This window comes from Nonomuraea sp. H19 (assembly GCF_052068215.1).
Lineage (GTDB): Bacteria > Actinomycetota > Actinomycetes > Streptosporangiales > Streptosporangiaceae > Nonomuraea.
This window is the reverse complement of sequence record NZ_JBQHCV010000008.1, coordinates 313,186-339,177: the sequence shown is the minus strand read 5'-3', so window position 1 is coordinate 339,177 and position 25,992 is coordinate 313,186. Positions and strand designations below refer to the sequence as shown.

Sequence of the window (25,992 nt, the reverse complement as noted above, 5' to 3'; positions counted from 1 at the left end):
TGGAGGTGTTTGCCGGTGTTGGCGGGCAATTTTCCGCCGGATGCCATCTCGGAGGGTTGCGATCTCCAGTTCAGCTTCTCATGTGCGAATGCATTGACACAGGAAAATGATCTTGCAAGCATCTGAGTAAAGCGAGCCGTTCGCATTTGTTACCGAGAAAGGGAGGAACGCACATGGGGGAGCCGGGGGCGTCGCGCGAACACGAGTGGACCTTGTTGCCGGCCGTGGTCGTCCGGAGCGCCGGATTCCCCTGGGAGCTCGTCCTGTCCCTGGCCCACTCCAGGGCCGCGGAAGCGGCCGCGGCGGTCGTACGGCTGGAGAAGCAGGCGCTCGACCTGCTCGCCGATGTGCACTCCGGCCAGGACGCCCACCCGGCCGGGCCGCACCCCGGCCGGGCGGGAAGCGGGCGGCTGCCGCGTGGGCTGCGCAGCCGCCTGCGCCACCTCCGCCCCCTGCCGCCCGGCACGCCGGCGCCCGAGGGCTGGCCGGCGGACTGGAACCGGGTGACCGGCCTGCTGGAGGAGGCGCGGCTGGCCCTGACGGACGCCATCTCCGCCGACGCGGCGCTCGCCCGGGCCGCCGCCGCCGGGATCGCCGCCGACGAGCGCTTCCTCGACGCCCTGGTGTCCTCCGCGCCCGGCGCCTACCGGGAGCTGCGGCGCGGCGCGGCCGGCCATGACCGGCGGCTCGCCCTGCACCTGCAGCGGCTGGCCACCCGGCCGGCCACCACCGGCTTCCACGCACCCCTCGACCACGGCCGCATAGAGCCCGGCCAGGCCGCCGGCTACACCTGGTCAGGCCATCGCGAGTGCTCCCGGCGCGTCGCCTACCTCGCCGCACGCGTCGTCGAGGCGCTCCAGCAGCGCATCTTCGCCGACCCCGCCCTCGTCTCCGGGCTGGTGCCGCGGCGGCGGACGTGGACCGGGACGGCGCACGACAGCGCCTTCGCCGGGCAGTGCGACGGCCGCCGCACGCTGGCCGAGATCGCCGCCGACACCGGGACGGCGATGGAGCGGGCTGCGGCGGCCCTCGCCGTGGCGGTGCGCCGCGGGCTGCTCACTCACGACCTGTGCCCGCCCGCCACCGTCCCCGACCCGCTCGGCTGGCTGCGCGAGCGGCTGCCCGCCGAGGACGCGGCCGAGCGGGCGCTCGTGGCCGTCCAGGGCGCGCCCGCGCAGCGGCGCCGCACCCGCGCCGCCACCTGGCCCGCCACCAGGCCCGAGCTGTCCGTCGGGCAGCGCGTCAGGGAGATCGCCGACCTGCTGGACCGCTATCCCGCCGCCTCGCCCGACGTGAAGCCGGCCGTGCAGGGCCGCATCGAGGCGCTCGCGGGCGGCCGGCGGGCCGGGCGCTCCGGCGACGAACGCGCCATCGTGTACGAGGCCGCGGCCGGCACGCTGCGGGTCACCGTCGGCGGGCCGCTCGCGGCCGACCTGCGCGAGCGCGTCCCGCGGGTGCTCGACCTGCTCGCCGAGGAGGCCGAGCTGACCAGGCTGCGCACCAACCGGCTGCTCGCCGGGCGGCTCGGCGCCGGGACGTACGAACTGGCCGAGGTGCTGCGGGCGGCCGGCGACCTGGAGATCCAGCACGCCGACCGGCTCGCCGGGCGCATCGCCGCACTCGTCGCCGAGGCGCCCGGCGCCACCGTCGTGGACCTCGCGGGGCGGCTCGGCCCGCCCGTCCCGCCGGCCGCGCCCGTGCTCTGCTCGGCCGACGTCATGGTGGCCGCGCCGGCGCTGGAGGCGTACGAGCAGGGGACGACCCCGCTGGTCCTCGGCGACCTGCACGACGCGCCGCTGCTCACGCCGTGGGAGCTGCAGTTCCACCGGGACGGCCACGCGCTCCTCGCCGAGCGGGACGCGGCGATCGCGCGGGCGCTCAACGGGGTCACCGCGCTCAACGTCATCGCCCCGCGCGCCGACGATCTGCCCTCGCCGGAGTTCCCCGGGCCCGTGCTCGAAGCCGGCGGCGTGGCGGCGGACCCGCGCCGCCGCCGCATCGGCCTCGACGAGCTGTACGTGCACAGCGACGGCCGGCAGGCCGTCCTGCACGCCAAGGGGAGCGGAGAGCCGCTGATGTTCCACAACGGCGAGCACGGCACCGCGCTGCACACGGCGCTCGCCCTGCCCAGGATCGGCCCGCCCGCCCTCCCCGACCTGCCCCACCTGCCCCGGCTGACCTGGGACAACATCGTCATCTCGCGGCGGAGGTGGCGGCTCGGCCGGGCCGCGTTCGAGCCGCTCGGGCGCGCCGCGGGCGATCGCGGGCTGCTGCTGGCCATGGCCTGCCTGCGCGAGGCCCACGACCTGCCCGTCACGTTCTTCGCCGACGGCCGCACCTTCGTGGACACCCGCTCACCAGCGCTCATCGAGGAGCTGGCCCGCCTGGCCGGCACGGCCGAACGGCTCACGCTGACCGAGACGCTGCCGGGGCCGGAGGAATGCTGGCTGCGGGACGGCGGGCAGCGCTTCGCCGCCGAGCTGCGCTGCGTCTACCTGCGGCCGGCGCGGCGGTAAATCGGTTGCTCCCGAGCGCCCCCGGCTGTTGTACTCACCGGCAGCACAGTGCCCATCGATCGAGGAGGCCCCCGATGCGGGAAGCCGTCATGTCCCCCCAGCACATCGATTCCTCCCACGCAAAGGGCATGACGCTTCTTGAGACCGTTCACCACGGAGACACTCCCGGATAGCACCTCCGTCCTGCGCCTGCTCAGGCCGGGACCACGGCCCGCCGCCGCGCTGGCCGCGGCCATCGCCGCCGCCACCGTGCTCCCGCTGGCGGCGCCCCAGATCACCCGTCGCTTCGTCGACGACGCGATCGGCGGCGCGAGCATCCGCCGGCTGACCCTGATCGCCGTGGCCTACCTCGCGCTCGCCGTCGCCGGGCAGGCCGCCAGGATGGTGACCGCCTGGCTCGCCAGCCGCCTGGCCTGGGACGGCACCAACCGCCTGCGCGAGCGGCTGGCCGGGCACGCGCTCGGCCTCGACCTGGCCTACCACGGCCGCCACACGCCCGGCGAGCTGATCGAGCGCGTGGACGGCGACGTCGTGGCCGTCGCCGACTTCGTCGTCGCCTTCCTGCTGGACGTCGTGGCCAGCGTGCTGCTCCTGGCCGGAGTGCTCGTCGTCGTGTTCGGCGTCGACTGGCGCATCGGCTGCGCGCTGCTGGCGTACTGCGTGCTCATCGGTTACGGCATGGCCCGCGCGCAGCGGGCGGCCGTCCCGTCCGCGGCCCGCTCGCGGGCGGCCGGCGCGACCCTGATCGGCAACCTCGAAGAGCGGCTGGCCGGCGTCGAGGACATCAGGGCCAACGGCGCCGGCACGCACGTCGTCCATCGCTTCCACCAGCTCAGCGCCGCGGTGTTCCGCGCCGAGAACAGGGACGCCCGCGTCGGCACCACCCTGCTGGCCGGCACGTCGGTGGCGTTCGCGGCCGGGACGGCGATCATGCTCGGCCTGGCGGCCTGGGCCATGAGCGCCGGCGCGCTCACGGTCGGCACCGCCGTGCTGCTCTTCCAGTACACGATCATGGTACGGGCGCCGTTCGAGCGGCTGATCGACCAGATCAGGGAGTACCAGGCGGCGCTGGCCGGCCTGGCCCGCATCGGCGACCTGCTGGCCGAGCGGCGCACACTGCCCGAGCCCGCCCGTCCGCGGCCGCTGCCCCCGGCCGGGCCGCTCGGCCTGCGCCTCGACGGCGTCAGCTTCGCCTACCCCGGCGACGACGAGCAGGTGCTGTCGGGCATCACCGTCACGCTGGCCCCCGGCGAGACGCTGGGCCTGGTCGGCCGCACCGGCAGCGGCAAGACCACCCTCGCGCGCCTGGCGCTGCGCCTCTACGACCCGATCGCCGGCAGTGTCCGCGTCGGCGGGCTCGACCTGCGCGAGGCGGACCCGGAGTCCATGCGCCGCCGGATGTGCGTGGTCACGCAGGACGTGCAGCTGTTCGCCGCCAGCGTGCGCGACAACCTGACGCTGTTCCGCCCGTCGCCGGGCGACGACCGGCTGCGCGAGATCCTCGACGGCGTCGGCCTGGGCGACTGGCTGGCCGCCCTGCCCGAAGGGCTCGACACCGAATTGCGACATGTGTCCGCGGGTGAGTCACAGCTCATCGCGTTCGCCCGGGCGTTCCTCGCCGACCCCGGGCTCGTCGTCCTCGACGAGGCGTCGAGCAGGCTCGACCCGGCCACCGAACGCCGCATCGAGCAGAGCGTCGACCGGCTCCTCGACGGCCGCACCGCTGTGATCATCGCGCACCGGCTGTCCTCGCTGTCCCGCGTGGACAAGATCGCCGTACTCGACCAAGGAAAGATCATCGAGTACGGTCGCCGCGCCGACCTCGCCGCCGACCCGCACAGCCGGTTCGGCCGCCTGCTCGACCTGGCGGGGGTGCGCAGATGACGCCGGTGATGCTGGTGGCCACCCGGCTGGCCACCTTCGACCTGCGCCGCTACCTGATCGGGGCGCTGCTGTGGCTGCCGGTCCACGTCATTCCGCTCGCCGGCGGGCTGGTGCTGCAGCAGCTGTTCGACCAGCTCAGCGGGCACCGCCCGGCCGGTTTGGAGCTGTCGCTGTGGCTGTGCGCGGCGTTCGTCGGCGTCGAGGTCGTCCGCGGCGTGATGATCATCGTCGCGTGGACGTACGGCGTCTACTGGTGGGTCGCGGCGGCCACGCTGCTGCGGGCCAACGTGCTGCGCTCGGTGTTCACCGCGCGCGGGCCCGCCGCGGCCCGGCTGCCGCACTCCTCCGGCGAGTCGGTCGCGCGCCTGCGCGACGACGTGGCCGACGCGGTGGACTTCACCGACGAGAGCGTCAGTCTGGCGGGCACCACGCTGTTCGCCGCCGCCGCTTTGGCGATCATGGCCTCCATCGATCCGGTCATCACGCTGGTGCTGGTGCTGCCGATGATCGTGGTCGGCGTGCTCAGCAGGCTCATGCGGCAGGCGATCGGGCGGCTGCACCTGCGGGCCAGGACGCTCGGCGCGGCCGTGACGGCGTACATCGGGGAGATCTTCGGCGGCGTGCTCGCGATCAAGACGGCCGGGGCCGAGGAGGCGGCGCTGGAACGGCTGCGCGAGCACAACCGGCGGCGGCGCGACGCCGCGGTCAAGGACCGGCTGGCGACCGACCTGCTCGACGCCGCGACCGGGACGACCGTCGAGCTCAGCATCGGGCTCGTGCTGCTGCTGGCCGCGCCCGCGATGCGGAGCGGCGACTTCACGGTGGGCGACCTCGCGCTGTTCACCAGCTACATCGGCTGGCTGACGGGGCTGCCGCGCTCTGTCGGCGTGGCGCTCTACCGGCTGCCGCAGGCCGCGGTCGCGACGGAACGGCTCACCCGGCTCATGGCGGCGCACGAGGACGCCGACGCCCTGTCCCGGAACAACGGCGTCTGGCTGTACCGCGAGCCCCCGCCGCCGATGACCGTGACCCCGGATCGTCACGACCGGCTGGAGGTGCTGGAGGCCCGCGGGCTGACCGTGCGGCACGGCGTGCACGGGGTGGACCTGCGTCTCGAACGCGGCTCGTTCACGGTCGTCACCGGCGCGGTCGGCGCGGGCAAGACCACCCTGGTACGCGCCCTGCTCGGCCTCCTTCCCCTCGACGCCGGGACGATCACGTGGAACGGGACGCCGATCGACGACCCGGGGACGTTCCTGGTCCCGGGCCGGGCGGCGTACGCCGGCCAGGTCCCCCGGCTGTTCTCCGCGACCCTGCGGGAGAACCTGCTCCTGGGCCGGTCCGCCACCGACGCCGAGATCGGCCGGGCGCTGGAGCTGGCGGCGTTCGAGACGGACCTCGCCGAGATGCCGGACGGCCTGGACACGGTCGTCGGCCCGCGCGGCGTGCGCCTGTCCGGCGGCCAGGTGCAGCGCGCCACCGCCGCCCGGGCGCTGGTACGAAGCCCGGAGCTGCTGGTCGTGGACGACCTGTCGGCCGCGCTGGACGTGGAGACCGAGCGGCTGCTGTGGGACCGGATCGCGAGCCGCGGCCCGGAGACGGTCCTGGTGGTGTCGCACCGGCAGGCCGCGCTCGAACGCGCCGACCAGGTCATCGTCCTCGACCGGGGCCGGGTCGCCGGTCGCGGCCCGCTCGGCGAGCTGCTGGAGACCTGTCCGGAGATGCGGCGGCTGTGGAGCGCCGAACTGATCGCGGAGGCCGGGGAACGGACGGGCGGCTGAGCCGTGGGACGGGCCGGTGGCGGAGTCGGGCACCATGGAGGATGTGATACGAAGCACGACGAAGTCCCCGCTCACGGAACGGGCCGCGCCGGCCGACCTCGCCGAGCTGGTCGGCAGGGGAGGCGTGGCGGTGCTGAGCGGGGCCGGCCTGTCGACTGAGTCGGGGATTCCCGACTACCGGGGACCGACGGGCCGGGCCCGGCGCGCGGAGCCGATGACGTACCAGCGCTTCATCGGCGGCGCGGCGGCGCGGCGGCGCTACTGGGCCCGCAGCCACGTCGGCTGGCGGCAGATCGGCCAGGCCCGGCCCAACGCCGGCCACCGCGCCGTGGCCGCGCTGGAGCGGCACGGCCTGCTCGCCGGCATCGTCACCCAGAACGTCGACGGCCTGCACCAGGCGGCGGGCGCACGCCGGGTGATCGAGCTGCACGGCGGCCTCGACCGCGTCGTGTGCCTGTCGTGCCGGGAGCGCACGCCCAGGACCGAGCTGGACCGCCGCCTGCGCGAGGCCAACCCGGACTGGGACGCCACCGGCCTGATCAACCCCGACGGCGACGCCGTCCTCACCGACGAGCAGGTGGCGGGCTTCCAGGTGGTGGACTGCACGGGGTGCGGCGGCCTGCTCAAGCCGGACGTGGTCTTCTTCGGCGAGAACGTGCCCCGGCCGCGCGTCGACGAGTGCTTCGCGATCGTGGCGGGCGCCCAGGCGCTGCTCGTCCTCGGCTCGTCCCTGATGGTCAAGTCGGGTCTGCGGTTCGTCACCGAAGCGGCCGCACTCGGGATCCCGATCGCCATCGTCAACCAGGGTCCGACCGGCGGCGACGCCGACGCCACCCTCACCCTGGACGCCCCGCTCGGCAGCACGCTGACCGACCTCGCCGCCCGGCTCGGAGCGCGATGGCCCGGCCGGCTGGAGGCAGAATAGAGCGCATGCCTCGTTCGTGTCTCTGCGGCCTGCCCGCCTCCTACCAGGACTGCTGCGGCAGGCTCCACCGCGGCGAGGCGGCGGCCGCCACCGCCGAGCAGCTCATGAGATCCCGGTTCAGCGCGTTCGGGATGGGCGACGCGGCCTACCTGCTGCGCACCTGGCATCCGGCCTCCCGCCCCGCCCGCCTGGACCTCGACAAGCGGCTGCGCTGGACACGCCTGGAGGTCCTGGAGACCACCGGCGGGAGCGTCGTGCACACCGAGGGCACCGTCCGCTTCCGCGCCCACTACCTCGACCGTGGCCGGCCGGGGGAGATGGAGGAGCACAGCCGGTTCGTCCGAGTCGAGGGCCGCTGGGTCTACGCGGGCCCGCTGTAAGGACTCGCCGGCCGCCCTATACGTGCCGGACGTCCAGGATCAGTCCATGAGCCCGAGCTGGCGGCCGGCCCGCAGGGCGAGCCAGACCTCGGCGAACGCGGCCGTGGACGACAGGTCGCGGCCCGTCAGCTCGGCGAACCGGCGCAGGCGGTACGCCAGGGTGTTGGGATGGATGTGCAGCGCGGCCGCGGCGTCCTCGGTGCGCCGGTCGCGCTCCATCCAGGTCCGCACCGACGTCAGCAGGTGGGAGCCGTGCGCGGAGTCGTAGGCGAGCACCGTGCCGAGCACGTTCTCGACCAGCGCGGTGAGCGCCCACGGGTCGTCGGGCAGCCACCTGCCGGTGGTGTCGTCGCCGTAGTGGACCAGGGCGCGTCCCGACTCGGCCGCCGTGGACACCGCCCACACCGCCTCCCGCTTGGGGATCTGCATGGACTCCCCGGGCGGGAACGGCCTGCTCATGCCCGCCGCGACGCCCGGCAGCGCGGCGAGCGCCGCGTCGAGGGCGGGTGAGCCGAGCACGTAGCGGTCGTCGCCCCTGCGGAGCATGAGGTGCGGCCGGTCGTCGAGGGCGCGGTGGATGGCCTCGTCGGACACGTTCCTGATCACGAGGAGGACCAGCTCGGTGTCCACGGGCAGGCCCATCCTGACCAGGCGCCGCCGGGCCGTGGCCGGATCGAGGACGTCCTGGAGCAGCTCGGACAGGGTCTCGGCGCCCTGGCGGCGCAGCGTCTCGCGCTCATGGCGGGCCATGGCCACCTGCAGGGCGGCCACCGTGGCGATGTGCTGCACCACGGCCAGACCGGCGGGCCTGGCGCCCTGGCGCTCGAAGGCGACGAGAAAGCCCGCGGGGCCGCCCGGCGCGGGCACGGGCAGGACGAAGCCGCCGGGAATGGTGGGCGGCGCCTCCGGCTCGGACGGGAGCACGGCGAGGTCGGGCACCGGCACCCCGGGCAGCAGCGGCCGGCCCTGCGGGGTGCAGAGGTAGACCTCGTAGCCGGACAGCCGCTCCAGACGCTTGAACAGCGTCGCGGTGTCGAGGTCCTCGGCCGCCAGCCACCGCAGCGCGCCGAACACCTGGAGCTGCGCGCCGAGGCGTTGCCTGGCGTCCTCCTGCACGGCCGCGGCCACCTCCTGGGCGATCGCGATGAACGGCACGGCCAGCGGCACCTCCAGCACGGGCATCCCGCGCTCCTCCGCGGCCTGGAAGAACGCCGGGTGCAGCGGCGGCACGTGCAGCTGCGCCGACAGGGCCAGCGCGGACACGCCCGCGTCGTCGAGCCGTTCCAGATAGGCGCGCTGCCTGGCGGCCTGGCGCGGGATCGCGATCCCCGTCGTCATGATGACCTCCGCGCCGAGCAGCCAGGGCGTGGGGTCGTCGAGCTCGCTGACGTGCGCCCACGACACCGACCGCCCCAGCCCCGCCTCGCCGGCCAGCAGCCGCAGTTGGAGGGCAGGGGAGCGCAGCAGGTCCTCCACGGACACCTTTGTGGTCACCCACAAAGGATAGGGCGGGTCTTCAGGACTGCCACGATTGAAAGGCCGGCGGTACGGCCCCCACACTCGATGCCATCTACCTGCACCGGGAAGGCACGGGCACAACATGAGAAGAGCACTTGCCGTCACCCTCCTCAGCGGATTGGCTCTCGCCGGCTGCGCCGCACCCGAGGAGACCACGGCGGCCCCCAAGACCGAGATCGCAGCGGGTGCGAAGGACGAGGCTGCCGCCAAGCTGCTGCCCGCCGACATCCAGCAGGCCGGCAAGGTGCGGGTGGCCTCCGGCGTGTCCTTCCCGCCCATGGAGTTCTTCGACACCGACAACAAGACCGTGCTCGGGTTCGACGCGGACCTGGGCAAGGCGCTCGGCGAGGTGCTGGGCGTGGAGTTCGCCTTCGAGAACGTCAACTTCGACGGCATCATCGGCGGCCTCAACGCCGGCCGCTACGACCTCGGCCTGACCAGCATGCTCGACAAGAAGGAGCGCCAGCAGCAGGTGGACTTCGTCGACTACCTCAAGTCGGGGTCGGCGCTCATGGTGCCCAAGGGCAACCCGCAGGGCGTCAAGGAGGTCCTCGACATGTGCGGCAGAAAGGTCGCGGTCGAGAAGTCCGCGACCGGCGACCTGCTCGTGGACGACGTCACGAAGAAGTGCGCGGAGGCGGGCAAACCGGCCGTGGAGAAGGTCCCCTTCCCCGACCAGGCGAGCGCCGTGCAGGCCCTGCAGTCCAAGCGGGCCGACATGGTCGCCGCCCTGGACCTGACCCTGGCCTACAGCGTGAAGCAGGCTCCGCAGCAGTTCGAGGTCGCGGTGAGCGCGATCGACCCGCTCCCCGTCGGCATCCCCGTGCCCAAGAGCAAGCCGCAGCTGCGCGACGCCGTCCAGGCCGCGTTGCGGAAGCTCATCGCGAACGGCACCTACGACCAGCTGCTGGCCAAGTGGAACCTGCAGGCGCAGGCGTTCAAGGACGCCGCGATCAACGCGGGCACATGACCGGCCTCCCGGAGCACGCGGGCGAGCCGATCGTGCCGCTGCGGCGGACCGGCCGGTGGGCGGCCGCGGCGGTGCTCGCGGTCCTGGCCGCGATGGCGGTCAGCTTCGTGGTGACCACCCCGGCGCTCCGGCTCGACCTGGTGGCGGGCTACCTCTTCGAGAAGTCGATCATGCGTGGGCTGCTGCTCACCGTCGAGCTGACGGTGCTCGCCATGCTCGTGGGCCTCGTTCTCGGCACCGCGCTGGCGATCATGAGGCTCTCCGGCAATCCGCTGCTCCGCTGGGTCGCCGCCGCCTACGTGTGGCTCTTCCGCGGCACTCCCATCCTGGTCCAGCTGCTGTTCTGGTTCTTCCTGGGCGCGGTGATGCCGCGCGTCAGCCTCGGCATCCCCTTCGGCCCAGAGTTCTTCTCCGCGCCGGTCAACGTGCTGATCACCCCCTTCACCGCGGCCATCCTCGGCCTCGGGCTGAACGAGGCCGCCTACATGGCCGAGATCGTCAGGGCGGGCATCGGCTCGGTCGACCGCGGGCAGCGCGAGGCCGCCGAGGCGCTCGGCATGCGGCCCGCGCTGGTCTACCGGCGGGTCATCCTGCCGCAGGCGGCCCGGGTGATCGTGCCGCCGACCGCCAACGAGACGATCTCGATGCTCAAGCTCACCTCCCTGGTGCTGGTCATCGGACTGCCCGACCTGCTGACCAGCGCCCAGCTGATCTACGGCCGCAACTTCCAGCAGATCCCGCTGCTGATCGTCGCCAGCCTCTGGTATCTCGTGCTGACCACGCTGCTGACCTTCGCCCAATCGAGGCTCGAACGGCGGCTCGGCCGTTCCGACGTCCAGGCGGGAGGTCACGCATGAGTGAGGAGCTTGCGCTGCTGAGCGCGCGGGGCGTGCGCAAGAGCTTCGGCGAGGTCGAGGTGCTCAAGGGCATCGACCTGAGCGTCTACCCCGGCCAGGTGGTGTGCCTGCTCGGCCCGTCGGGCTCGGGCAAGTCGACCTTCCTGCGCTGCGTCAACCATCTCGAACGGCTCGACGCCGGCGAGATCTGGGTCGACGGCCACTTGGTCGGCTATCGCCGCTCGGGCGGCAAGAAGTACGAGATGCGCCCCCGCGAGGTGGCCGACCAGCGGCGTGACATCGGCATGGTGTTCCAGCGCTTCAACCTCTTCCCGCACCGCACGGCGCTGGAGAACGTCATGGAGGCGCCCCGGCACGTGCTCGGCCGCCCCCGTGAGGCCGTCCGCCAGGCGGCCCTCGACCTCCTGCGGCGGGTCGGCCTGGAAGAGCGGGCCGGCCACTACCCCGCCCAGCTCTCCGGCGGCCAGCAGCAGCGGGTCGCGATCGCCCGGGCGCTGGCCATGAATCCCAAGCTGATGCTGTTCGACGAGCCGACCAGCGCGCTCGACCCCGAACTCGTCGGCGAGGTCCTCGACGTGATGAAGGACCTGGCCCGAGCCGGAATGACGATGATCGTGGTGACGCACGAGATCGGATTCGCCCGCGAGGTCGCCGACCACGTCGTCTTCATGGACGACGGACAGGTCGTCGAGGCGGGAGCGGCCGGCGAGCTGATCGCCAATCCCCGACACCAGCGGACCAAGGCCTTCCTGGCCAAGGTCCTGTAGATGGAAAGGAACCCACCATGCCACGGGGGCCCGTCGACTCCTCCCGGATCCCGCGCTTCGCAGGACCCGCCACGTTCGCCAGACTGCCCCGCCTGAGCGAGGTCGGGCAGGCCGAGGTGGCCGTCGTGGGGGTGCCGTTCGACACCGGTGTCTCCTACCGGCCGGGAGCGCGTTTCGGTCCCGCGGCGGTGCGTGAGGCGTCGAGGCTGCTGCGGCCGTACCATCCGGAGCTCGACGTGTCACCGTTCGAGCACGTCCAGGTGGCGGACGCGGGCGACATCGCCTGCAACCCGTTCAACATCGAGGAAGCGGTCGAGACGATCGCCGACGCGGCCTCCGAACTGCTGGCCGGGGGCGCGAAGCCGGTCACGATCGGCGGTGACCACACCATCGCGCTGCCGCTGCTGCGCGCGATCTCGCGAGTGCACGGCCCGGTCGCGCTGCTCCACTTCGACGCGCACCTGGATACCTGGGACACCTACTTCGGCGCCGCCTACACGCACGGCACCCCGTTCAGGCGGGCGGTCGAGGAGGGCATCGTCGACACCGAGGCGCTCAGCCACGTCGGCATCCGCGGCCCTCTGTACGGCCGGCGCGACCTCGAGGAGGACCGGCGCCTCGGCTTCGGCATCCTCACCTCGCGCGACGTGATGCGGCGCGGCGTGGACGAGGTGGTCGACGTGCTGCGGCAGCGGGTGGGGGAGCGGCCCCTGTACGTGTCGATCGACATCGACGTGCTCGACCCCGCGCACGCCCCCGGCACGGGCACGCCGGAGGCCGGTGGCCTGACCAGCCGCGAACTCCTGGAGATCCTGCGCGGCCTCGCCGGTTGCAACCTGGTCGGAGCCGACGTCGTCGAGGTGGCGCCCGCCTACGACCACGCGGAGATCACCTCGATCGCCGCCTCGCACGTCGCCTACGACCTGGTCAGCCTGATGGCGCTGCGGGAGAAGCCGTGAGGACGGGCGGCGACCTGGTCATCGAGTCGCTGGCCGCGCTCGGCGCCACCACGGTCTTCGGCGAGCTGGGACAGCACGCGCTCGGCCTGTTCGACGCGCTTCGCCGATCACCACTGCGCTACGTGGGCTGCCGCACCGAGCTGAGCGTCGCGTTCGCCGCCGACGGCCACGCCCGCGCGACCGGCGCCGTCGCGCCCTTCATGGTCTCCACCGGCCCGGGCGCGCTGGGCACCCTGCCCGCCCTCATGGAGTCCCGTACGGCCTGCGTCCCCGTCCTGGGCATCAGCAGCCAGATCCCGGCGGACGGGCTGGGCGGCAGGCGCAAGGGCTACCTGCACGAACTGCCGGACCAGGCCGCGTCCTTCAAAGACGTCGTGAAGTCGGTTCACGTCGTCCGGACGGCCGGTCAGATCGCGCCGGCGCTGGCCGAGGCGTGGGAGACCGCGCTCACCGCGCCCGCTGGCCCGGTCTGGGTGGAGATCCCGCAGGACGTGCTGCTCGGCGCGACCGGCGTTCCCCCGGTCGCCGATCTCCGGGTGGCGCCAAGACCGCTCACCCCGCGAGCCGAGCTCGTCGCCGCGGCGGCGGATCTGCTGGCCGGGGCCGCCAACCCGGTGATCCTGGCCGGAGGCGGGGTGCTCCGCGCGGGCGCCCAAGCGGCTCTGCTGGACCTGGCCCAGGAGCTGGACGCGCCGGTCGCCACCACGTTCGGCGCGAAGGGAGCCTTCCCCTGGGAGCACCCGCTGTCGCTCCAGTCGTGGCTGGAGGACAGGCACCTGACGGCGTTCCTGGAGGACGCCGACGTGCTGCTGGTCGCCGGCTCGGGCCTGGGGGAGCTGTCCAGCAACTACCACACGATGCGACCGCGCGGCCGCGTCATCCAGATAGAGGCCGACCTCGGCAAGCTCGAGTCCAACCACCCGGCACTGGCCATCCACGCGGACGCCCGGCCGGCGCTGGAAGCGCTGACGCGGGCCGTGAAGGGGGCGGCCGCACACCGCGGCCGCGATGGCGCGGCGGCGCGGTCCGCGGTCCGCGACGTGCTCTCGCGCGTCGCCGGGCGGCTCGGCGCACAGGACCTCGCGCTCGAGCGGGCGGTGCTCGCGGCCGTGGAACGCGCGCTGCCGGGAGAGGCGCTGAGCTTCTGGGACATGACGATCCTCGCGTACTGGGCCTGGTCCGCCTGGCCGAGGCCGATGGAGTCGGCGCAGGGCGCGGGCGGGCTCGGCTACGCGCTCCCGGCGGCGCTGGGCGCGTCCGCCGCCACCGGCGGGCCGGTGCTCGCGGTCTCCGGCGACGGAGGGGCGATGTACGGCCTGGCCGAGCTGGCCACGCTGCGCCAGCACCACCTCGACGTGACCTGGTTGATCGTGGACGACGGCGGCTACGGCATCCTGCGCGAGTACATGACCGGCGCGTTCGGCGCCGCCACGGGAACCGAGCTGGCCAGGCCGGACTTCGTCGTCCTCGCGGAGGCTTTCGGCGTGCCCGCCTGCCGTACCACTCCGGAGGACCTGGAGGGCGACCTCGCGCGGGCGTTGCGCGCACCGGGGCCGAGCGTCGTCGTGCTGCCCGCGGTCCTGCGCATGTTCGCCCCCACCCACCTGGCGCCGTCATAACCAATAATTTGCGCGCATATTTTGGCGAGCGCTTATGTGCCGTGCACCCATATGCGATGGGCCATTTGATGGGTTCGCATGCGTATTTCGCCGCGGCGGCAATCTGATTGGGCATTAAACGGGAATGTGCCGTCGAGGCGGTGATGTGCGTGTTCAGATGCTGGTCAAGCGCATGATCGCCCATGGGGAACGTGGTCCGGTTGTGCTGGTTTTTCGCGTGTTACGCTCGGAAGCGGATCATTCCTTCTGCGAAAGGAGATCATCATGAGCGTGAGATCATTCCCGCTCACCCTGCGCGTCACCGTGAGCGAAGCGACACCGGACGAGATCAGAGAGAAGGCCGTGGCGCGGGCACTCAGCTTTTTCGGCGCCGGCGCCGAGCTGGACGTCATCAGCGCCGAAGCCGAGCCGGACCCGGAAGGCGACGGCCACTACCGCGCCACCGTCGTCTTTCGGAAGGTGGCCTGATGCCGCGCTGGGAACTGCGCCGGCCACGTTCTGCTCGCCGGTGCAGCGCCTGCCGGGCGCCAAGACACCCTCAAGATCTGATGATGATCGTACGCCGGAAAAGGCGCGGCATACCCACTTGCACCGGCTATAGGGTGCGCTCGTGGACAATCTTGAAGCCCTCGTCATCGCGCGTCGGCTGCGCGTCCCCATAGGCGACGCCTCTGCCGGTCCCCATCCGGGCTGGGGAGAGGTGGCCGCCCGCCAACTTGACGCCGCGCTGCTGAGCGTCGGTTTCAAGTGCTCGGCGGCCCTGCTTGAGCGGCTGGCGAGGTTGTGCGGGGAGACGGTGGTCGATCTCGGTGTGCGGGTCCTGGCCGCCGTTCGCGAGCTCGTGGGCGACCACGTGCAGCACAACGCCTACTTCATCGACTTCCCCCGCAACGTGCCCGACACCGTGGAGTTCTGGGTCGCTCTGCTGCGGGAGTCGCTGCTCGACCCGGTCGCCGCCACCCCCGTCCAGCCGGCGACGCTCAACCTGCTCGACCTGCCCGGCTATGGCCGTTACCAGCACAGCTACGCCGACCTGATGGCCGCGCACGCGGAGCTGATCCCGCTGGCCGGCGACCGGGTGACCGTGCTGGAACTGGGCGGCAGCCTGGAGTCCGAAGCGCGCGAGCTCTACTTCTCGCTGGCGGGCTCGCAGGTGCCGCTGTCCGCAGAGGACCTGGCGGCCCTGCGGACACTGGCCGCGTTCTGCGCCGACGAGCCGGACCACATCCCGGTACGGGAGAACCGTGCGGTCGTCAACGAGGTGCGGCTGGCCGCCGGTCGGCCGCTGCTCGTGGACACGGTGACCGACGTGCTGCGGCTCGCCTGTGGCTGCTCCGGCGGCGACGTCACGCTGGCGACCCCCACTCGGTTCCGTTCGTTCCGCCGGGCTGAGCGCCGCGCCCTGCTGCAGGCGCTGGACGCGGTCGCGTCCCCGGCCAAGCTCGGCGACGTGCCGCGGTACCGGGAGCAGTGGAAGCGGCTCGGCGAGAGGTTGCACCCTGGCGAGTACTCGCGCTTCCCGCGTGCGGCTCACGTCTTCGAGGTGGCCCGAGGGGTTCGCGAGGTGCGCGGTTTCGACAGCCGGGTGGAGGCGGCGCTGTCGGCGGGCCGTACCGGCGACGCGGTCGCGCTGCTGGCGCAGGCGCCCGGCGCGCTGTTGCGCCGCCTCGATCACCTGCTGCGCACCGCAACCGCCCCCGCGGCCGTGCTGGAGGCCGCCGAGAAGGCCGCGGCGGGCGCCTCCGGCCGCGTCCTGCTGTCGTTGCGGGAGCACCTGCAGAACCGGCTCGCCCCGGCCGCCGGCCGCGTCTTCGCCAACCGGCACGGTCGGGCGTGGACGACGCCTGACGCCCGCTCCCCGCTCGAGGAGAACATCCTGTCGCGTGCGGCGGCCATCCTCGACGAGGAGATCACACGGCGCCTGCCCGACCCCGGCGAGCTGATCATCGATCCCGAGATGCTCGACGTCGCCCTGCCGCTGTCCGGCAAGGCCGTCGCGCCCGGGCTGGGCATGCTGCCGCGCGGCTCGCTGTCGGCGGTGGAGGGTGAGTTGCTGCGGTTCTTCGTCTACTGGCGCCAGGCCGAGCGGCGCACCGACTACGACCTGTCGGCGCTGATGCTGGACGCCTCCTACGGCAATGCCGAGCACGTCTCGTGGACGAACTACGGCAACGGCTTCGCCGAATACTCCGGAGACCTCACCCAAGCCTCTGAGGGCGCGAGCGAGTTCATCGACATCAGGCTCGCTCAAGCGACCCGGTCGATCATCATTCCGCAGGTCAACATCTACGCCGGCGAGGCGTTCAACGAGGCGGAGGAGGCGTTCTTCGGGTTCATGAGCAGGGACGCCGGGCAGGAGGGCATGCCGTTCGAGCCTCGCACCGTGCGGATGAAGTCCGATCTGCGCGGTGCGGGCCGCGTCGCGCTGCCGCTGGTCTTCCTGCGCGGCGATGACGGCGCCTGGCGGGCGAAGTGGCTGCACCTCTACCTGAAGGGGCACGCCGGCTTCAACCAGGTGGAGGGCAATCGCGTCACGGCTTCCCTGCTGGTGCGCTCGATCGTCGAACGTGACCACCTGCGCGTCCGGTACCTGGCTGACCTGCTGGCGCAGAAGGGTTCGGAGGGTGAGCACACCACCTACATCGGTCTGCAGGCGCCGGCGGATCTGCCGGAGGGCGCCCGGGTGTATACGCCGTCGACGCTGCATGAGCTGATCCCCGCCTGATAACGTGGAGATCGCGAGGCCATGGGAGGGCTTCCTTCTCACCTTCTTTTTGAAAAAGGATCCTCTAGTCTTCCCGCTTTCCTCGCACGCTGGTCGTGAGGCCATTCGACAGCTTCCTTCTCCTGGTTCGATTCCAGGCAGGCCCGCAAGGGCCTGCTAGGTCATCTAGCTGCCGAGCCTTCCTCGCGGCCGGGCTCCCCAAGGAGCATCTACCGAGTGATCAACGACAGCCAGGTCTCCCGCTCGACCATGTAGGTGCACTTCCGCACAAAGGAAGACCTGGCCGCCGCCTACTTGCGCCGCCGCACCGGCACCTGGCGCGCCCACGTCGAGGCCGAGGTGCAGGCGAGAGCCGACGACCCGGCCGGGCGCGTGCTGGCACTCTTCGACGTCTTTCATGTCAGCTACCACCGGCAATGCCGCCTGGTACAGCTGTGCGACGGCGCCATTACCGCCGCTCACCTGGACCGCGATGCCCGCACGCTGAAGCTTCTCGTTTGAGATCCAGCGCGACAAGGACACCTCAGGCCCCGGCCGGCCCTGCGGCCAGCGGGTATGGCCGGGGCGCCTACGCAGTCGCCAGTCACGGGGCAGGCCGGATGACGAGAGGCGGATTGCCCGCGATGCGCCGCGCGGCTCCCGCGCCGATTCGGACCTCCCTGCGGACCGACTGCTTGACCAGGCGCTTGATCGAGCAAAGCCTGGTCACGGTTCCACCCCACGATTCAGCGCTAACATGTATTTGTTATCGACGGTTGACATGTAACGATTGCTAACGGAATACTGATACCAGCGCTAGCTCCAAAATCAGGCAACACCGAGGCGGTGGCGTCAGCGCAAGTCGGTCGCCGGCTGGCCGGCCATCGGTCTTCGGCAGGACATCAATCGGAAAAGGGGCACCACCATGTCGGTCGTCCTGATCACCGGCGCAGGTAGCGGGGTATCGGCAACCTCACCGTGCGGACCCTCGCGAAGGCCAGGCCGCACCGTCTCCGCCAGCATGCGTACGCGGCACTTCGCCGACGCGAACGTGCCGCGACCGATGGGAGCTTGACGGCAGGACAAGCCGAGCCCAACACACCGATCAGCGGCCGCGCCGACGCGAGGAGGGCACGTGAGACGACGGCATTCCACGCGTGACGAGCTGCTAACTCGACCGGTCCGCGCCTGAGGGTGCCGGGTTCCTAGGTGAATCGGGGCCTTCTTGACCCCGCGCACGCACCGCCCGGCCGCTCGCCCGAGAAGGCACATGAACCCGGCTGATCGACACCACAGGCCGAGACGCCGGGACCGATGCCGACACATACACCGACTGGCCTCGCGATGGCCAGGCCGGCCGGGGCTTTCGTATGTCGCCAGACCGGTCCGTACGAAGAGAGGAGCGAGATGATCTATCACGGCAGCTGGTTCACCTTCAAACCGGATATAACACCGCGACAGCGGACGGAGGCTCTCGAAAGCCTGCGCGACCAGGGCAGGGTCATCCCGTCGGTGAGATCCTTCGCCGTCGGGCGTGACCGCAGCGGCGAGTACGAGTGGGGCGCCGTCTTCGTGATCGAAGATCTGGACGGCTACCGCGAATATCTGGCGCATCCCGCGCGCCGCCGCGCCGACCGGATCGCACTGCCGCTGATCGAGGACGTCGTCTCGTTCGACCTGGCCGACGAGCCTGATCCGGAGACGGGCGCGAAGATCGCCGAATTGCGTCAACGCCTCCTGGAGGCGTCAGTGGAACACGATCCCTTACCTGAGAGACCCGTGCACACCCGCCGTAAGGTGCTCAAGGCCATCGCGGTGACCGCGGCGGGAACGGCCGCGGCCGGGACGGGCATCGCCGCCGCTCCCGCTGCCGCCCAGACCGCCGCCGCTCAGGCGTACGCCGTCGCCCCCGGGGCGTCGGTGGAGGTCGCCTTGACGGTCAATGGGCAGCTGCGCAAGGTCGTCCTGGAGCCGAGGGTGACGTTGCTGGACGCGCTGCGCGAGCGGCTCGGCCTGACCGGCACCAAGAAGGGCTGTGACCGGGGCGAGTGCGGGGCGTGCACGGTGCTGGCCGACGGCGAGCGGGTCAAGTCGTGCCTGACGCTGGCGGTGATGCGGCAGGGGGCCGAGATCACCACGGTGGAGGGGCTGGCGCGGGGCGAGGAGCTGCACCCGGTGCAGGAGGCGTTCATCCGGCACGACGCGTTCCAGTGCGGGGCGTGCACTCCCGGTCAGCTCATGTCGGCCGTGGCCTGTATAGACGAGGGGCACACGGGTTCGGAGGCGGAGATCCGCGAGTGGATGAGCGGGAACCTGTGCCGGTGCGCGGCGTACCAGAACATCGTCGCCGCCGTCGCCGACGCCGCGAAGGAGGTACGGCGGTGAGGGCCTTCGGTTACACGGTCGCGGGCAGCCCGGCCGAGGCGGTACGGATCGCCGCGAGCACTCCCGAGTCGACCTTCGTGGCGGGCGGCACCGATCTGCTGAACCTGATGCGGGACGGCGCGGAGGCCCACGACCATCTGGTCGACGTCAACCGCCTCGGCATCGACGGTGTCGCCGTCGACTCCAGGCGGTTGCGCGTCGGAGGGTCGGCCAGAATGCGCCAGGTCGCCGAGCACCCCGGGGTGCGGCGGGAGTTCCCGGTGCTGTCGCAGGCGCTGCTGGCCTCGGCGTCCCCTCAGGTACGGAACATGGCCTCGATCGGCGGGAACCTGTTGCAGCGCACCAGGTGCGGATACTTCCGGGACGCGGCCTCGGCGTGCAACAAGCGGGTCCCGGGCAGCGGTTGCCCAGCGATCACGGGGCACAACCGGGGACACGCGATCCTGGGCGGCGGCGACCACTGCATCGCCACGCACCCTTCGGACCTGGCGGTGGCGCTGATCGCGTTGGACGCGACCGTGCACCTGCTCGGGCCGGGTGGCGAGCGGGCCGTCCCGATCGCCGACTTCTATCTCCTCCCCGGGTCCAAGCCGGACCGGGAGACCGTGATGCGCCCGGGCGAGCTGATCACCTGGGTGGACGTGCCGCGCACAGCCCTCGCCGGGCAGTCGCGCTACCTGAAGCTGCGCGACCGGGCCACGTTCGAGTTCGCGGTGGTGTCGGTGGCGGCGGCGCTGCGCATCAGGGGCCGCGTGGTGCAGGACGTACGGCTGGCGTTCGGCGGCGTGGGCACCCGCCCGTGGCGGGACACCCGCGTCGAGGCGGCGCTGCGGGGCCGGCCGCTGACCGGGCAGGCGATCGCCGAGGCGGGCCGGCTCCTGGTCAGGGACGCCGAGCCGTACGAAGGGAACAGGTTCAAGGTCGAGCTCGTCCAGCGGGCGCTGGTGAGCATCCTCAGCGATCTGGGAGGGCTTCGATGAGCGGGCTGGTCGGGCAGGGCGTGGCGCGGGTGGACGGCCGGGCGAAGGTCACCGGCGCGGCCCGCTACGCCGCGGACAACGAGGTGCCCGGCGTGCTGCACGGCTTCCTGGTGATGAGCACGATCGCCCGCGGCGAGGTCGTGGAGATCGACACCAGGGCGGCGCTGGCGCATCCCGGCGTCGTCGCGGTCTACACCCACGCCGACATGCCGAAGCTGACGCTGCCGGACTTCCCCTACAACAGGCCTTTCATCCCCATGCAGGACACGCGGGTGCACCACAACGGGCAGCCGGTGGCCTACGTCCTGGCCCAGACCCTGGAGCAGGCGCAGGAGGCCGCCAACCTGGTGAAGATCCGCTACCGGGCGGAGGATCCCGTCACGCGGCTGGCGGACGTGCTCGACGAGGCGTTCCTGCCGATCGCGTTCCGCAACAGACCCAACGAGATCGCCCGCGGCGACGCCGCCGCGGCGCTCGAACAGGCCGACGTGCGCATCGACCAGACCTACAGCAGCCCGATGCAGCACCACAACCCGATCGAACCCCACACCACCACCGCCGTCTGGGAGGGCAACACGCTGACCCTGTACGAGAGCACCCAGGGCGTGATCTTGTCCCGTAAAGCCGTGTCGGACGCGTTCCGTATGAGGCCGGAGCAGGTCAGGATCATCTCGCCCTACTTGGGCGGTGGTTTCGGCGCCAAGGGCCCCACCTATCCCCACACGCTGCTCACCGCGGCGGCGGCGCAGCTCGCCGGCCGGCCGGTGAAGCTGGTGCTGTCGCGCGCGCAGATGTACACCTCCAACGGCCACCGCTCCGAGTATCGCCACCACATCCGGCTCGGCGCCACCCAGCAGGGCGTTCTGATCGCGATCGCCGACACCTCGACGGCACAGGTGACCCGCATCGACGAGAACGTCTACAACGGCAGCGACTCCACGCTCCACCTGTACGCCTGCCCGAACGTCCACGTGCGGCAGATGGGCGTGCGGCTGGACCTGCCGACGTCGAGCTACATGCGCTCACCGGAGACGACCGCGCACTTCGGCCTGGAGACCGCCATGGACGAGCTGAGCCACGAGCTCGGCATCGACCCGGTGGAACTGCGGGTACGCAACCACAACGCGGTCAACCCGCGGACCGGCCGCCCCTACGCCGGCAAGCACCTGCTGGAGTGCTACCGGGCCGCGGCCGAGGCGTTCGGCTGGGCCCGTCGCGACCCCAGGCCGGGGACGACCAGGGACGGCGACGAGTACGTCGGCTGGGGCATGGCCACCGAGACCCACACCTACGGCTGGATCGAGTCCGAGGTTGGCCTCACCATCGGGCTGGACGGGCGGGCGACCTTGCGGGCCGCCACCCAGGAGATCGGCACCGGCACCTACACCGTGCTCACCCAAGTCGCCGCGGACGGGCTCGGCATGCCGCTCGACCACGTCACGACGCTGCTCGGCGACACCACGTACCCGAGGGCGTCCGTGTCGGCGGGGTCGTCCACGATGCCCAGCGTGGCCGGCCCGGCCTCCCAGGCGGCGCGGAGCGCGCGCGACGCGGTGATCGCGCTCGCCGTCGCCGACCCGCGCTCCCCGCTGCACGGCGTGCCCGCCGAGGACGTCGTGACCGCGGCCGGCCGCCTGTTCGCCCGCGGCGAGCGCGGCCGCAGGGACAGCTACCGCGACGTCGTGGCCCGCCACGGCCGCCCCGTCGAGGTCCGCGGAAGCGGGGCCAACACGCCCGGGCACTCGTTCGGCGCGGTTTTCGTGGAGGTCCGGATCGAGCCCAGGCTGGGCAGGCTGCGCGTGTCCAGGGTCGTGACCGCGCACGACCCTGGACGGGTGCTCAACCACCGGACCGCGCGCGGGCAGGTCATCGGCGGTGTGACCTGGGGGATCGGCTTCGCGCTGATGGAGCACACGATGGTGGACCCGACCACGGCGCGGGTCGTCAACCCGAACCTGTCCACCTATCTGGTCCCGGTCTGCGCGGACACGCCGTCGGTGGAGGCCTTGTTCGTGGACCGGCCGGACCCTGACAGCACCGCGCTTGAAGCCCGCGGCTTCGGCGAGACGCCGGGGACGGGCGTGCCTGCGGCCATCGGCAACGCGATCTTCCACGCCATCGGCCGCCGCCTCCGAGAGGTCCCCTTCACCCAGGACAAGCTGCTCTGATCACCGTACGCGCCGGCGGACGGACGCCCGGAGACGGTGTCCACCTGCCGGCGCCGGCTGGGCGGCCGGCCAGGTCAGCGGGCGGGGGTGTGGTTCGCGGCGCGGTCGAGGAGTTCGTTCAGCAAGGCCCGCTCGCCCGGGCTGTACAGGTCCGCCACCTCGCCGAGGACGGCCTTCAAGGCCACGGCCCGCTGGGCCGCGCTCGGGGCGCCGGCCGTGCCCGCCGTGGTGATCGACGCGATCATGGCCTCGCGCAGGCGGTCGGGGAGGGCCGGATCGCGCTCCTCGGGAGGTGTCCCGATGAGGTTGAGCGTGAGGCCGACGCCCGCGGCGTGCACCATGCTGACGGCGGCCTCGACGCCGACGGAGAGCAGGCCCGCGACGGCGATGCGCTCGACCAGCATGCGTAGCCGCTCCAGCGCCTGTTCGGCGGCGCGGGTCCGGCACCCGGGAGTGGGCTGGCCGTACATGAGCAGGTAGTGGGCCGGGTTCTCCAGGCCGAAGCCGATGTGCGTGTCCCATCCGCGGCGCAGGTCGTCCACGGGGTCATCGGAGAGCGCCTGGCTGTGCTTCTGCGCGAGGTAGCGCGCGAATCCGTCGGCCGCGACCGCCTCGAGCAGCCCGTTCATGTCGGTGAACAGGCGGTAGAGCGTGGGGGCCTGCACGCCGGCCGCCGCGCTGACGGTGCGCGTCGTCACTCCTTCGCGGCCCTTGTCCCGAAGCAGCTTGGTCGTGGCGTCGATGATGCGCCGCCGGACCTCTTCCCGATCACTCATGAATCGATGATAACAGGAAATTGATATCAATAGTTGCGTTATCAGAGCTAGCGTATTAGCGTTATCGTAGATATCTGTACCAGCCAGGAGATGGCCATGAACCGATCGCCGACCACGAGGTCCGTACCGATGCTCCTGCTCGCAGGGGCCATGAGCGTCAGTCTCGCGGCGTGCACGACATCCGTCGCCGAGTCCGGCGCCGCCGCGACCCGGCCGAGCTCGCTGGCGGCGACTCGCCCCGATGCCGGTGCCCCGGCAGGGCACGGCCGCCGTCGCCGTCGGCTGCACGATCCACCTCCCCGGTGGTGGCGGCGCCGGTGTCGATAGTCCGGTGGACGTCAACGACGCCTATCGGCACAAGCAGATGCGCTGCCCTCACTGCGGCCGCGCCTGACCGCCGCCCCGGACGCCGCTGACAAGCTCCAGCACTGCCTGGTCGCGCCGACGCGGAGGCCGGCCAGGAGCGCCATCGTTATCGGGGGTTGTCAAACGAACTGGCTGGTCAGCCGCGTGAAGGTCGTAAAGGCACGTCAGGCAGTAGACCCCGGCATGCTTGGCATGCTGCGGTCCGGCGCGAAGGTTTTCGAGCGTGTGGAGAGGCGATCGATCAGCGATGGGCCGTTGCGATGAGGCGTCGCAGTGCCGCGTGGGCAGGTGGGCCCCACGTGGCCTTGCCGCCCGGGCGGCCGCGGACGCCGGCTTCTCCGACATGAATGCCGCCGAGGGCGCGGCGTACCGCCCATCCGCGTGCGCGGCGCAGGGTCGCGGCGTCCGGGGCCGGCTGGTAGGCGTCATAAAAGCGGTCGGCGGCGCCGTCCGGCAGCAGAGTCCAGGCGGCGGCGAGGTCGCCGGCCGGATCGCCCGCGAAGAGGTCGCCGAAGTCGATCACGCCGCAGATGGTGCCGTCCGCGGTGAGGACGTTGGCCGGATGCAGGTCGCCGTGGAGCCAGAGCGCCGGGCCAGCCCAGCCGGGCGCGGCGACGGCGTCGTCCCAGACCGCGCGGACAGCGTCCGGGTCGGAGATCAGCCCCATCTCGGTGGCCGAGGCGAGCCCCCTGGCGAACCCCTCGGAGTAGTCGGCCAGAGGCCCCCCGCGGTCCCGGCCGGCGGGAGCCTGGTCGGGGGCGGGTTGGTGCAAAGCCGTCAGGAAAGCGGCCAGGATGTCGGCCGCCTCCGCGCCGCGCGTGACGGGCGCGCGGTCGGCGGGCTCGCCCGGCACCCAGGTGGTGACGATCCAGGGGCGCGGAAACAGAGCGGAGGGCTCGCCGAGACGCTGCGGGACGGGAACCGGCAGCGGAAGGCGCGGGGCGAGAGCGGGCAGCCAGGTGTGCTCCTTGCGCAGCAACTCGTCCGCGGACTGCGTCGCCCAGGGCAACCGGACGGCGAGGTCGTCGCCGAGCCGCCATAGCTGGTTGTCCCAGCCCCGCGCGCCGAGCCGCACAGGGTAATCGGCCAGGTCGGGGTGCTGATCACGCAGCAGATCCCGCACCAGCTCCGCGGTGATCTCGATCTCGGTGTGCGTCATGCGGATCAACAGTAGCCGGATGGCAGCCGACCCGTTCCGGCCCTCGAGAACCAGGAACCGCGGGCAGGGCCCATTCGACTTCGGCGGGGGGCCTGGATCCGTGCCGGCTCCCTGACCTTGAGGATGGTCGTCGCGCCCGCGTCACGCTCGGCGTACGTGACGCGGGCGCGGGCACGTCAGATGCGGCCGAGCACCGCCATGGCGGGCAGCGCGCGGTCGGCGTAGTCGAACAGGGCCTGGTTCTCCCAGCCGTTGCCGGAGGACGGGTCGGCCGGGTCCCAGCCGTTGCCCTTGACGCCGGTCCAGGTGGCCTCCCAGGTGAACACACCGAGGCCCAGGCCGTTCGGCACCTGGCGGACGATGTCGGCGACCTTGGCGAGCAGCGCCGCCTGGCCCTGCGGGGTCGCCTGGTAGCCGGGGTACGGCTCGGGCGACAGGACGATGTTCTCCCAGCCGTCGTCGTCGGCCGTGGTGAACGGGTAGGCGGTCTCCACCAGCACGACCGGCTTGCCGTACCGGGTGGCGACGTCGTTGATGTTGGCCTGGAACGTCTCCAGCGTGCCGTGCCAGTACGGGTAGTACGACAGCCCGATCACGTCATACCTGATGCCGCTGGCGTTCGCGTTGTCGAACCACCACCGGTAGAGGCCGTTGTCGCCGCCGTTGGCCAGGTGCAGCACGACCTTCGTGGCGCTGGAGACGCGCTTGACCGCGTCGTAGCCGGCGTTCAGCAGCGCGGCCGTGTTCGCCCAGTTGGAGTTGGAGCCGTCCGGCCAGAGCAGGCCGCCGTTGATCTCGTTGCCGACCTGGACCATGTCCGCCGTGGTGCCCTGGCGGCGCAGGGCGTCGAGCACGTCGTAGGTGTGGTCGTACAGGGCCTGCCTGAGCTGGTCGAACGGGAGCGACTCCCACGCGGCCGGCTTGAACTGCTTGCCCGGGTCGGCCCAGGTGTCGGAGTAGTGGAAGTCCACCAGCAGCTTCATGCCCTGCGCTTTGACCCGCTTGGCGACGGCGAGGACCTGCGACTTGGTGTTGTAGCCGTCGGCCGGGTTCACCCACACCTTGAGCCGGATGTAGTTGAGCCCGGCCTGGGACAGAATGCGCAGCGCGTCGCCCCTGCGGCCGCGGGCGTCGCGGTAGAGGCCGCCCAGGGCCTCGGACTTGGCGAGGCTGGAGACGTCGGCGCCCCTGATCTGCAGGCGGGGCTGGGCCTGCGCCGGTTGCGCGGCGACGCTCAGGGCGGCGACTAACAGCAGGGCGGACAGGATGCGTCTCATC

At 72.1% G+C, this 25,992-nt stretch carries 22 protein-coding genes and 1 pseudogene; 18 read left to right on the top strand and 5 right to left on the bottom strand.

Annotated features, from left to right (window positions below):
- Positions 1–173 precede the first annotated feature (173 nt).
- The 5 genes from ACTMTI_RS20215 (at position 174) to ACTMTI_RS20195 (ending at position 7,486) form a co-directional block, all read left to right on the top strand.
- A complete protein-coding gene (locus tag ACTMTI_RS20215; RefSeq protein WP_441121977.1) occupies positions 174–2,516 on the top strand; it encodes a hypothetical protein in 2,343 nt (780 codons plus the stop codon).
- 138 nt (positions 2,517–2,654) lie between these two features.
- A complete protein-coding gene (locus tag ACTMTI_RS20210) occupies positions 2,655–4,400 on the top strand; it encodes an ABC transporter ATP-binding protein (protein WP_441121976.1) in 1,746 nt (581 codons plus the stop codon).
- Positions 4,397–6,181, top strand: a complete 1,785-nt coding sequence (locus tag ACTMTI_RS20205; RefSeq protein ID WP_441121975.1) for an ABC transporter ATP-binding protein — start codon at positions 4,397–4,399, stop codon at positions 6,179–6,181. The genes ACTMTI_RS20210 and ACTMTI_RS20205 overlap by 4 nt, the downstream gene beginning before the upstream one ends.
- 34 nt (positions 6,182–6,215) lie before the next feature.
- Positions 6,216–7,106 (top strand): NAD-dependent protein deacetylase, encoded by an 891-nt coding sequence (locus ACTMTI_RS20200; protein ID WP_441121974.1) that lies wholly within the window; start codon positions 6,216–6,218, stop codon positions 7,104–7,106.
- A 5-nt stretch (positions 7,107–7,111) separates the two neighbouring features.
- Positions 7,112–7,486 carry a YchJ family protein gene (locus ACTMTI_RS20195; protein WP_441121973.1) on the top strand — a complete coding sequence of 125 codons (375 nt, stop codon included), beginning with the start codon at positions 7,112–7,114 and terminating at the stop codon, positions 7,484–7,486.
- A 39-nt stretch (positions 7,487–7,525) separates the two neighbouring features.
- Here the strand turns inward: ACTMTI_RS20195 and ACTMTI_RS20190 are convergent, their stop codons facing one another.
- Positions 7,526–8,980 (bottom strand): PucR family transcriptional regulator, encoded by a 1,455-nt coding sequence (locus ACTMTI_RS20190; RefSeq protein WP_441121972.1) that lies wholly within the window; start codon positions 8,978–8,980, stop codon positions 7,526–7,528.
- A gap of 106 nt (positions 8,981–9,086) precedes the next feature.
- Here ACTMTI_RS20190 and ACTMTI_RS20185 point away from each other — a divergent pair, with 106 nt between their 5' ends.
- The 8 genes from ACTMTI_RS20185 to ACTMTI_RS20150 all read left to right on the top strand — a co-directional run bounded on the left by ACTMTI_RS20185 (position 9,087) and on the right by ACTMTI_RS20150 (position 17,402).
- Complete coding sequence (locus ACTMTI_RS20185; RefSeq protein WP_441121971.1) at positions 9,087–9,974, top strand: ABC transporter substrate-binding protein; 888 nt, start codon at positions 9,087–9,089, stop codon at positions 9,972–9,974.
- On the top strand, positions 9,971–10,831 hold the full coding sequence (locus ACTMTI_RS20180; protein WP_441121970.1) for an amino acid ABC transporter permease: 861 nt from the start codon (positions 9,971–9,973) through the stop codon (positions 10,829–10,831). Before ACTMTI_RS20185 ends, ACTMTI_RS20180 begins: the two co-directional genes overlap by 4 nt.
- Positions 10,828–11,598 (top strand): amino acid ABC transporter ATP-binding protein, encoded by a 771-nt coding sequence (locus ACTMTI_RS20175; protein WP_441121969.1) that lies wholly within the window; start codon positions 10,828–10,830, stop codon positions 11,596–11,598. Before ACTMTI_RS20180 ends, ACTMTI_RS20175 begins: the two co-directional genes overlap by 4 nt.
- 17 nt (positions 11,599–11,615) lie before the next feature.
- Positions 11,616–12,557, top strand: coding sequence for an agmatinase (gene speB / locus ACTMTI_RS20170; protein ID WP_441121968.1), 942 nt, complete (start codon positions 11,616–11,618; stop codon positions 12,555–12,557).
- On the top strand, positions 12,554–14,176 hold the full coding sequence (locus tag ACTMTI_RS20165) for a thiamine pyrophosphate-binding protein (protein ID WP_441121967.1): 1,623 nt from the start codon (positions 12,554–12,556) through the stop codon (positions 14,174–14,176). The genes speB and ACTMTI_RS20165 overlap by 4 nt, the downstream gene beginning before the upstream one ends.
- Positions 14,177–14,440: 264 nt before the next feature.
- Positions 14,441–14,644 carry a hypothetical protein gene (locus ACTMTI_RS20160; protein WP_441121966.1) on the top strand — a complete coding sequence of 68 codons (204 nt, stop codon included), beginning with the start codon at positions 14,441–14,443 and terminating at the stop codon, positions 14,642–14,644.
- 142 nt (positions 14,645–14,786) lie between these two features.
- Positions 14,787–16,901 (top strand): hypothetical protein, encoded by a 2,115-nt coding sequence (locus ACTMTI_RS20155; protein ID WP_441121965.1) that lies wholly within the window; start codon positions 14,787–14,789, stop codon positions 16,899–16,901.
- 255 nt (positions 16,902–17,156) lie between these two features.
- The gene (locus tag ACTMTI_RS20150; RefSeq protein WP_441121963.1) at positions 17,157–17,402 is read left to right on the top strand and encodes a hypothetical protein; all 246 of its coding nucleotides are present in this window, start codon (positions 17,157–17,159) and stop codon (positions 17,400–17,402) included.
- Between the two features lie 82 nt (positions 17,403–17,484).
- Here the strand turns inward: ACTMTI_RS20150 and ACTMTI_RS20145 are convergent, their stop codons facing one another.
- Positions 17,485–17,610: a hypothetical protein gene (locus ACTMTI_RS20145; RefSeq protein WP_441121962.1), complete on the bottom strand. Its 126-nt coding sequence runs from the start codon at positions 17,608–17,610 to the stop codon at positions 17,485–17,487.
- A 584-nt stretch (positions 17,611–18,194) separates the two neighbouring features.
- Here ACTMTI_RS20145 and ACTMTI_RS20140 point away from each other — a divergent pair.
- From ACTMTI_RS20140 to ACTMTI_RS20125, 4 genes and pseudogenes are all read left to right on the top strand, one after another.
- Positions 18,195–18,548, top strand: a pseudogene (locus tag ACTMTI_RS20140) (Dabb family protein); the annotation flags it as partial.
- A 252-nt stretch (positions 18,549–18,800) separates the two neighbouring features.
- Positions 18,801–19,265 carry a (2Fe-2S)-binding protein gene (locus ACTMTI_RS20135; protein ID WP_441122100.1) on the top strand — a complete coding sequence of 155 codons (465 nt, stop codon included), beginning with the start codon at positions 18,801–18,803 and terminating at the stop codon, positions 19,263–19,265.
- Positions 19,262–20,245 (top strand): FAD binding domain-containing protein, encoded by a 984-nt coding sequence (locus ACTMTI_RS20130; RefSeq protein ID WP_441121961.1) that lies wholly within the window; start codon positions 19,262–19,264, stop codon positions 20,243–20,245. The genes ACTMTI_RS20135 and ACTMTI_RS20130 overlap by 4 nt, the downstream gene beginning before the upstream one ends.
- A complete protein-coding gene (locus ACTMTI_RS20125) occupies positions 20,242–22,413 on the top strand; it encodes a xanthine dehydrogenase family protein molybdopterin-binding subunit (protein ID WP_441121960.1) in 2,172 nt (723 codons plus the stop codon). Before ACTMTI_RS20130 ends, ACTMTI_RS20125 begins: the two co-directional genes overlap by 4 nt.
- A 74-nt stretch (positions 22,414–22,487) precedes the next feature.
- Here the strand turns inward: ACTMTI_RS20125 and ACTMTI_RS20120 are convergent, their stop codons facing one another.
- Positions 22,488–23,189: a TetR/AcrR family transcriptional regulator gene (locus ACTMTI_RS20120; RefSeq protein ID WP_441121959.1), complete on the bottom strand. Its 702-nt coding sequence runs from the start codon at positions 23,187–23,189 to the stop codon at positions 22,488–22,490.
- A gap of 241 nt (positions 23,190–23,430) precedes the next feature.
- On the opposite strand from ACTMTI_RS20120, the gene ACTMTI_RS20115 reads away from it, so the two are divergent.
- A complete protein-coding gene (locus ACTMTI_RS20115) occupies positions 23,431–23,583 on the top strand; it encodes a hypothetical protein (protein ID WP_441121958.1) in 153 nt (50 codons plus the stop codon).
- A gap of 213 nt (positions 23,584–23,796) precedes the next feature.
- On the opposite strand, the gene ACTMTI_RS20110 is transcribed toward ACTMTI_RS20115, so the two are convergent.
- The gene (locus tag ACTMTI_RS20110) at positions 23,797–24,714 is read right to left on the bottom strand and encodes an aminoglycoside phosphotransferase family protein (protein WP_441121957.1); all 918 of its coding nucleotides are present in this window, start codon (positions 24,712–24,714) and stop codon (positions 23,797–23,799) included.
- A 176-nt stretch (positions 24,715–24,890) separates the two neighbouring features.
- Positions 24,891–25,991 (bottom strand): glycoside hydrolase family 53 protein, encoded by a 1,101-nt coding sequence (locus tag ACTMTI_RS20105; RefSeq protein ID WP_441121956.1) that lies wholly within the window; start codon positions 25,989–25,991, stop codon positions 24,891–24,893.
- Position 25,992 lies beyond the last annotated feature (1 nt).

Coding starts and splice junctions, on each gene's coding strand:
- ACTMTI_RS20215 (WP_441121977.1), top strand. CDS start 174: ATGGGGGAGCCGGGGGCGTCGCGCGAACACGAGTGGACCTTGTTGCCG.
- ACTMTI_RS20205 (WP_441121975.1), top strand. CDS start 4,397: ATGACGCCGGTGATGCTGGTGGCCACCCGGCTGGCCACCTTCGACCTG.
- ACTMTI_RS20200 (WP_441121974.1), top strand. CDS start 6,216: ATGGAGGATGTGATACGAAGCACGACGAAGTCCCCGCTCACGGAACGG.
- ACTMTI_RS20195 (WP_441121973.1), top strand. CDS start 7,112: ATGCCTCGTTCGTGTCTCTGCGGCCTGCCCGCCTCCTACCAGGACTGC.
- ACTMTI_RS20185 (WP_441121971.1), top strand. CDS start 9,087: ATGAGAAGAGCACTTGCCGTCACCCTCCTCAGCGGATTGGCTCTCGCC.
- ACTMTI_RS20180 (WP_441121970.1), top strand. CDS start 9,971: ATGACCGGCCTCCCGGAGCACGCGGGCGAGCCGATCGTGCCGCTGCGG.
- ACTMTI_RS20175 (WP_441121969.1), top strand. CDS start 10,828: ATGAGTGAGGAGCTTGCGCTGCTGAGCGCGCGGGGCGTGCGCAAGAGC.
- speB (WP_441121968.1), top strand. CDS start 11,616: ATGCCACGGGGGCCCGTCGACTCCTCCCGGATCCCGCGCTTCGCAGGA.
- ACTMTI_RS20160 (WP_441121966.1), top strand. CDS start 14,441: ATGAGCGTGAGATCATTCCCGCTCACCCTGCGCGTCACCGTGAGCGAA.
- ACTMTI_RS20125 (WP_441121960.1), top strand. CDS start 20,242: ATGAGCGGGCTGGTCGGGCAGGGCGTGGCGCGGGTGGACGGCCGGGCG.
- ACTMTI_RS20120 (WP_441121959.1), bottom strand. CDS start 23,189: ATGAGTGATCGGGAAGAGGTCCGGCGGCGCATCATCGACGCCACGACC.
- ACTMTI_RS20115 (WP_441121958.1), top strand. CDS start 23,431: ATGCCGGTGCCCCGGCAGGGCACGGCCGCCGTCGCCGTCGGCTGCACG.
- ACTMTI_RS20110 (WP_441121957.1), bottom strand. CDS start 24,714: ATGACGCACACCGAGATCGAGATCACCGCGGAGCTGGTGCGGGATCTG.
- ACTMTI_RS20105 (WP_441121956.1), bottom strand. CDS start 25,991: ATGAGACGCATCCTGTCCGCCCTGCTGTTAGTCGCCGCCCTGAGCGTC.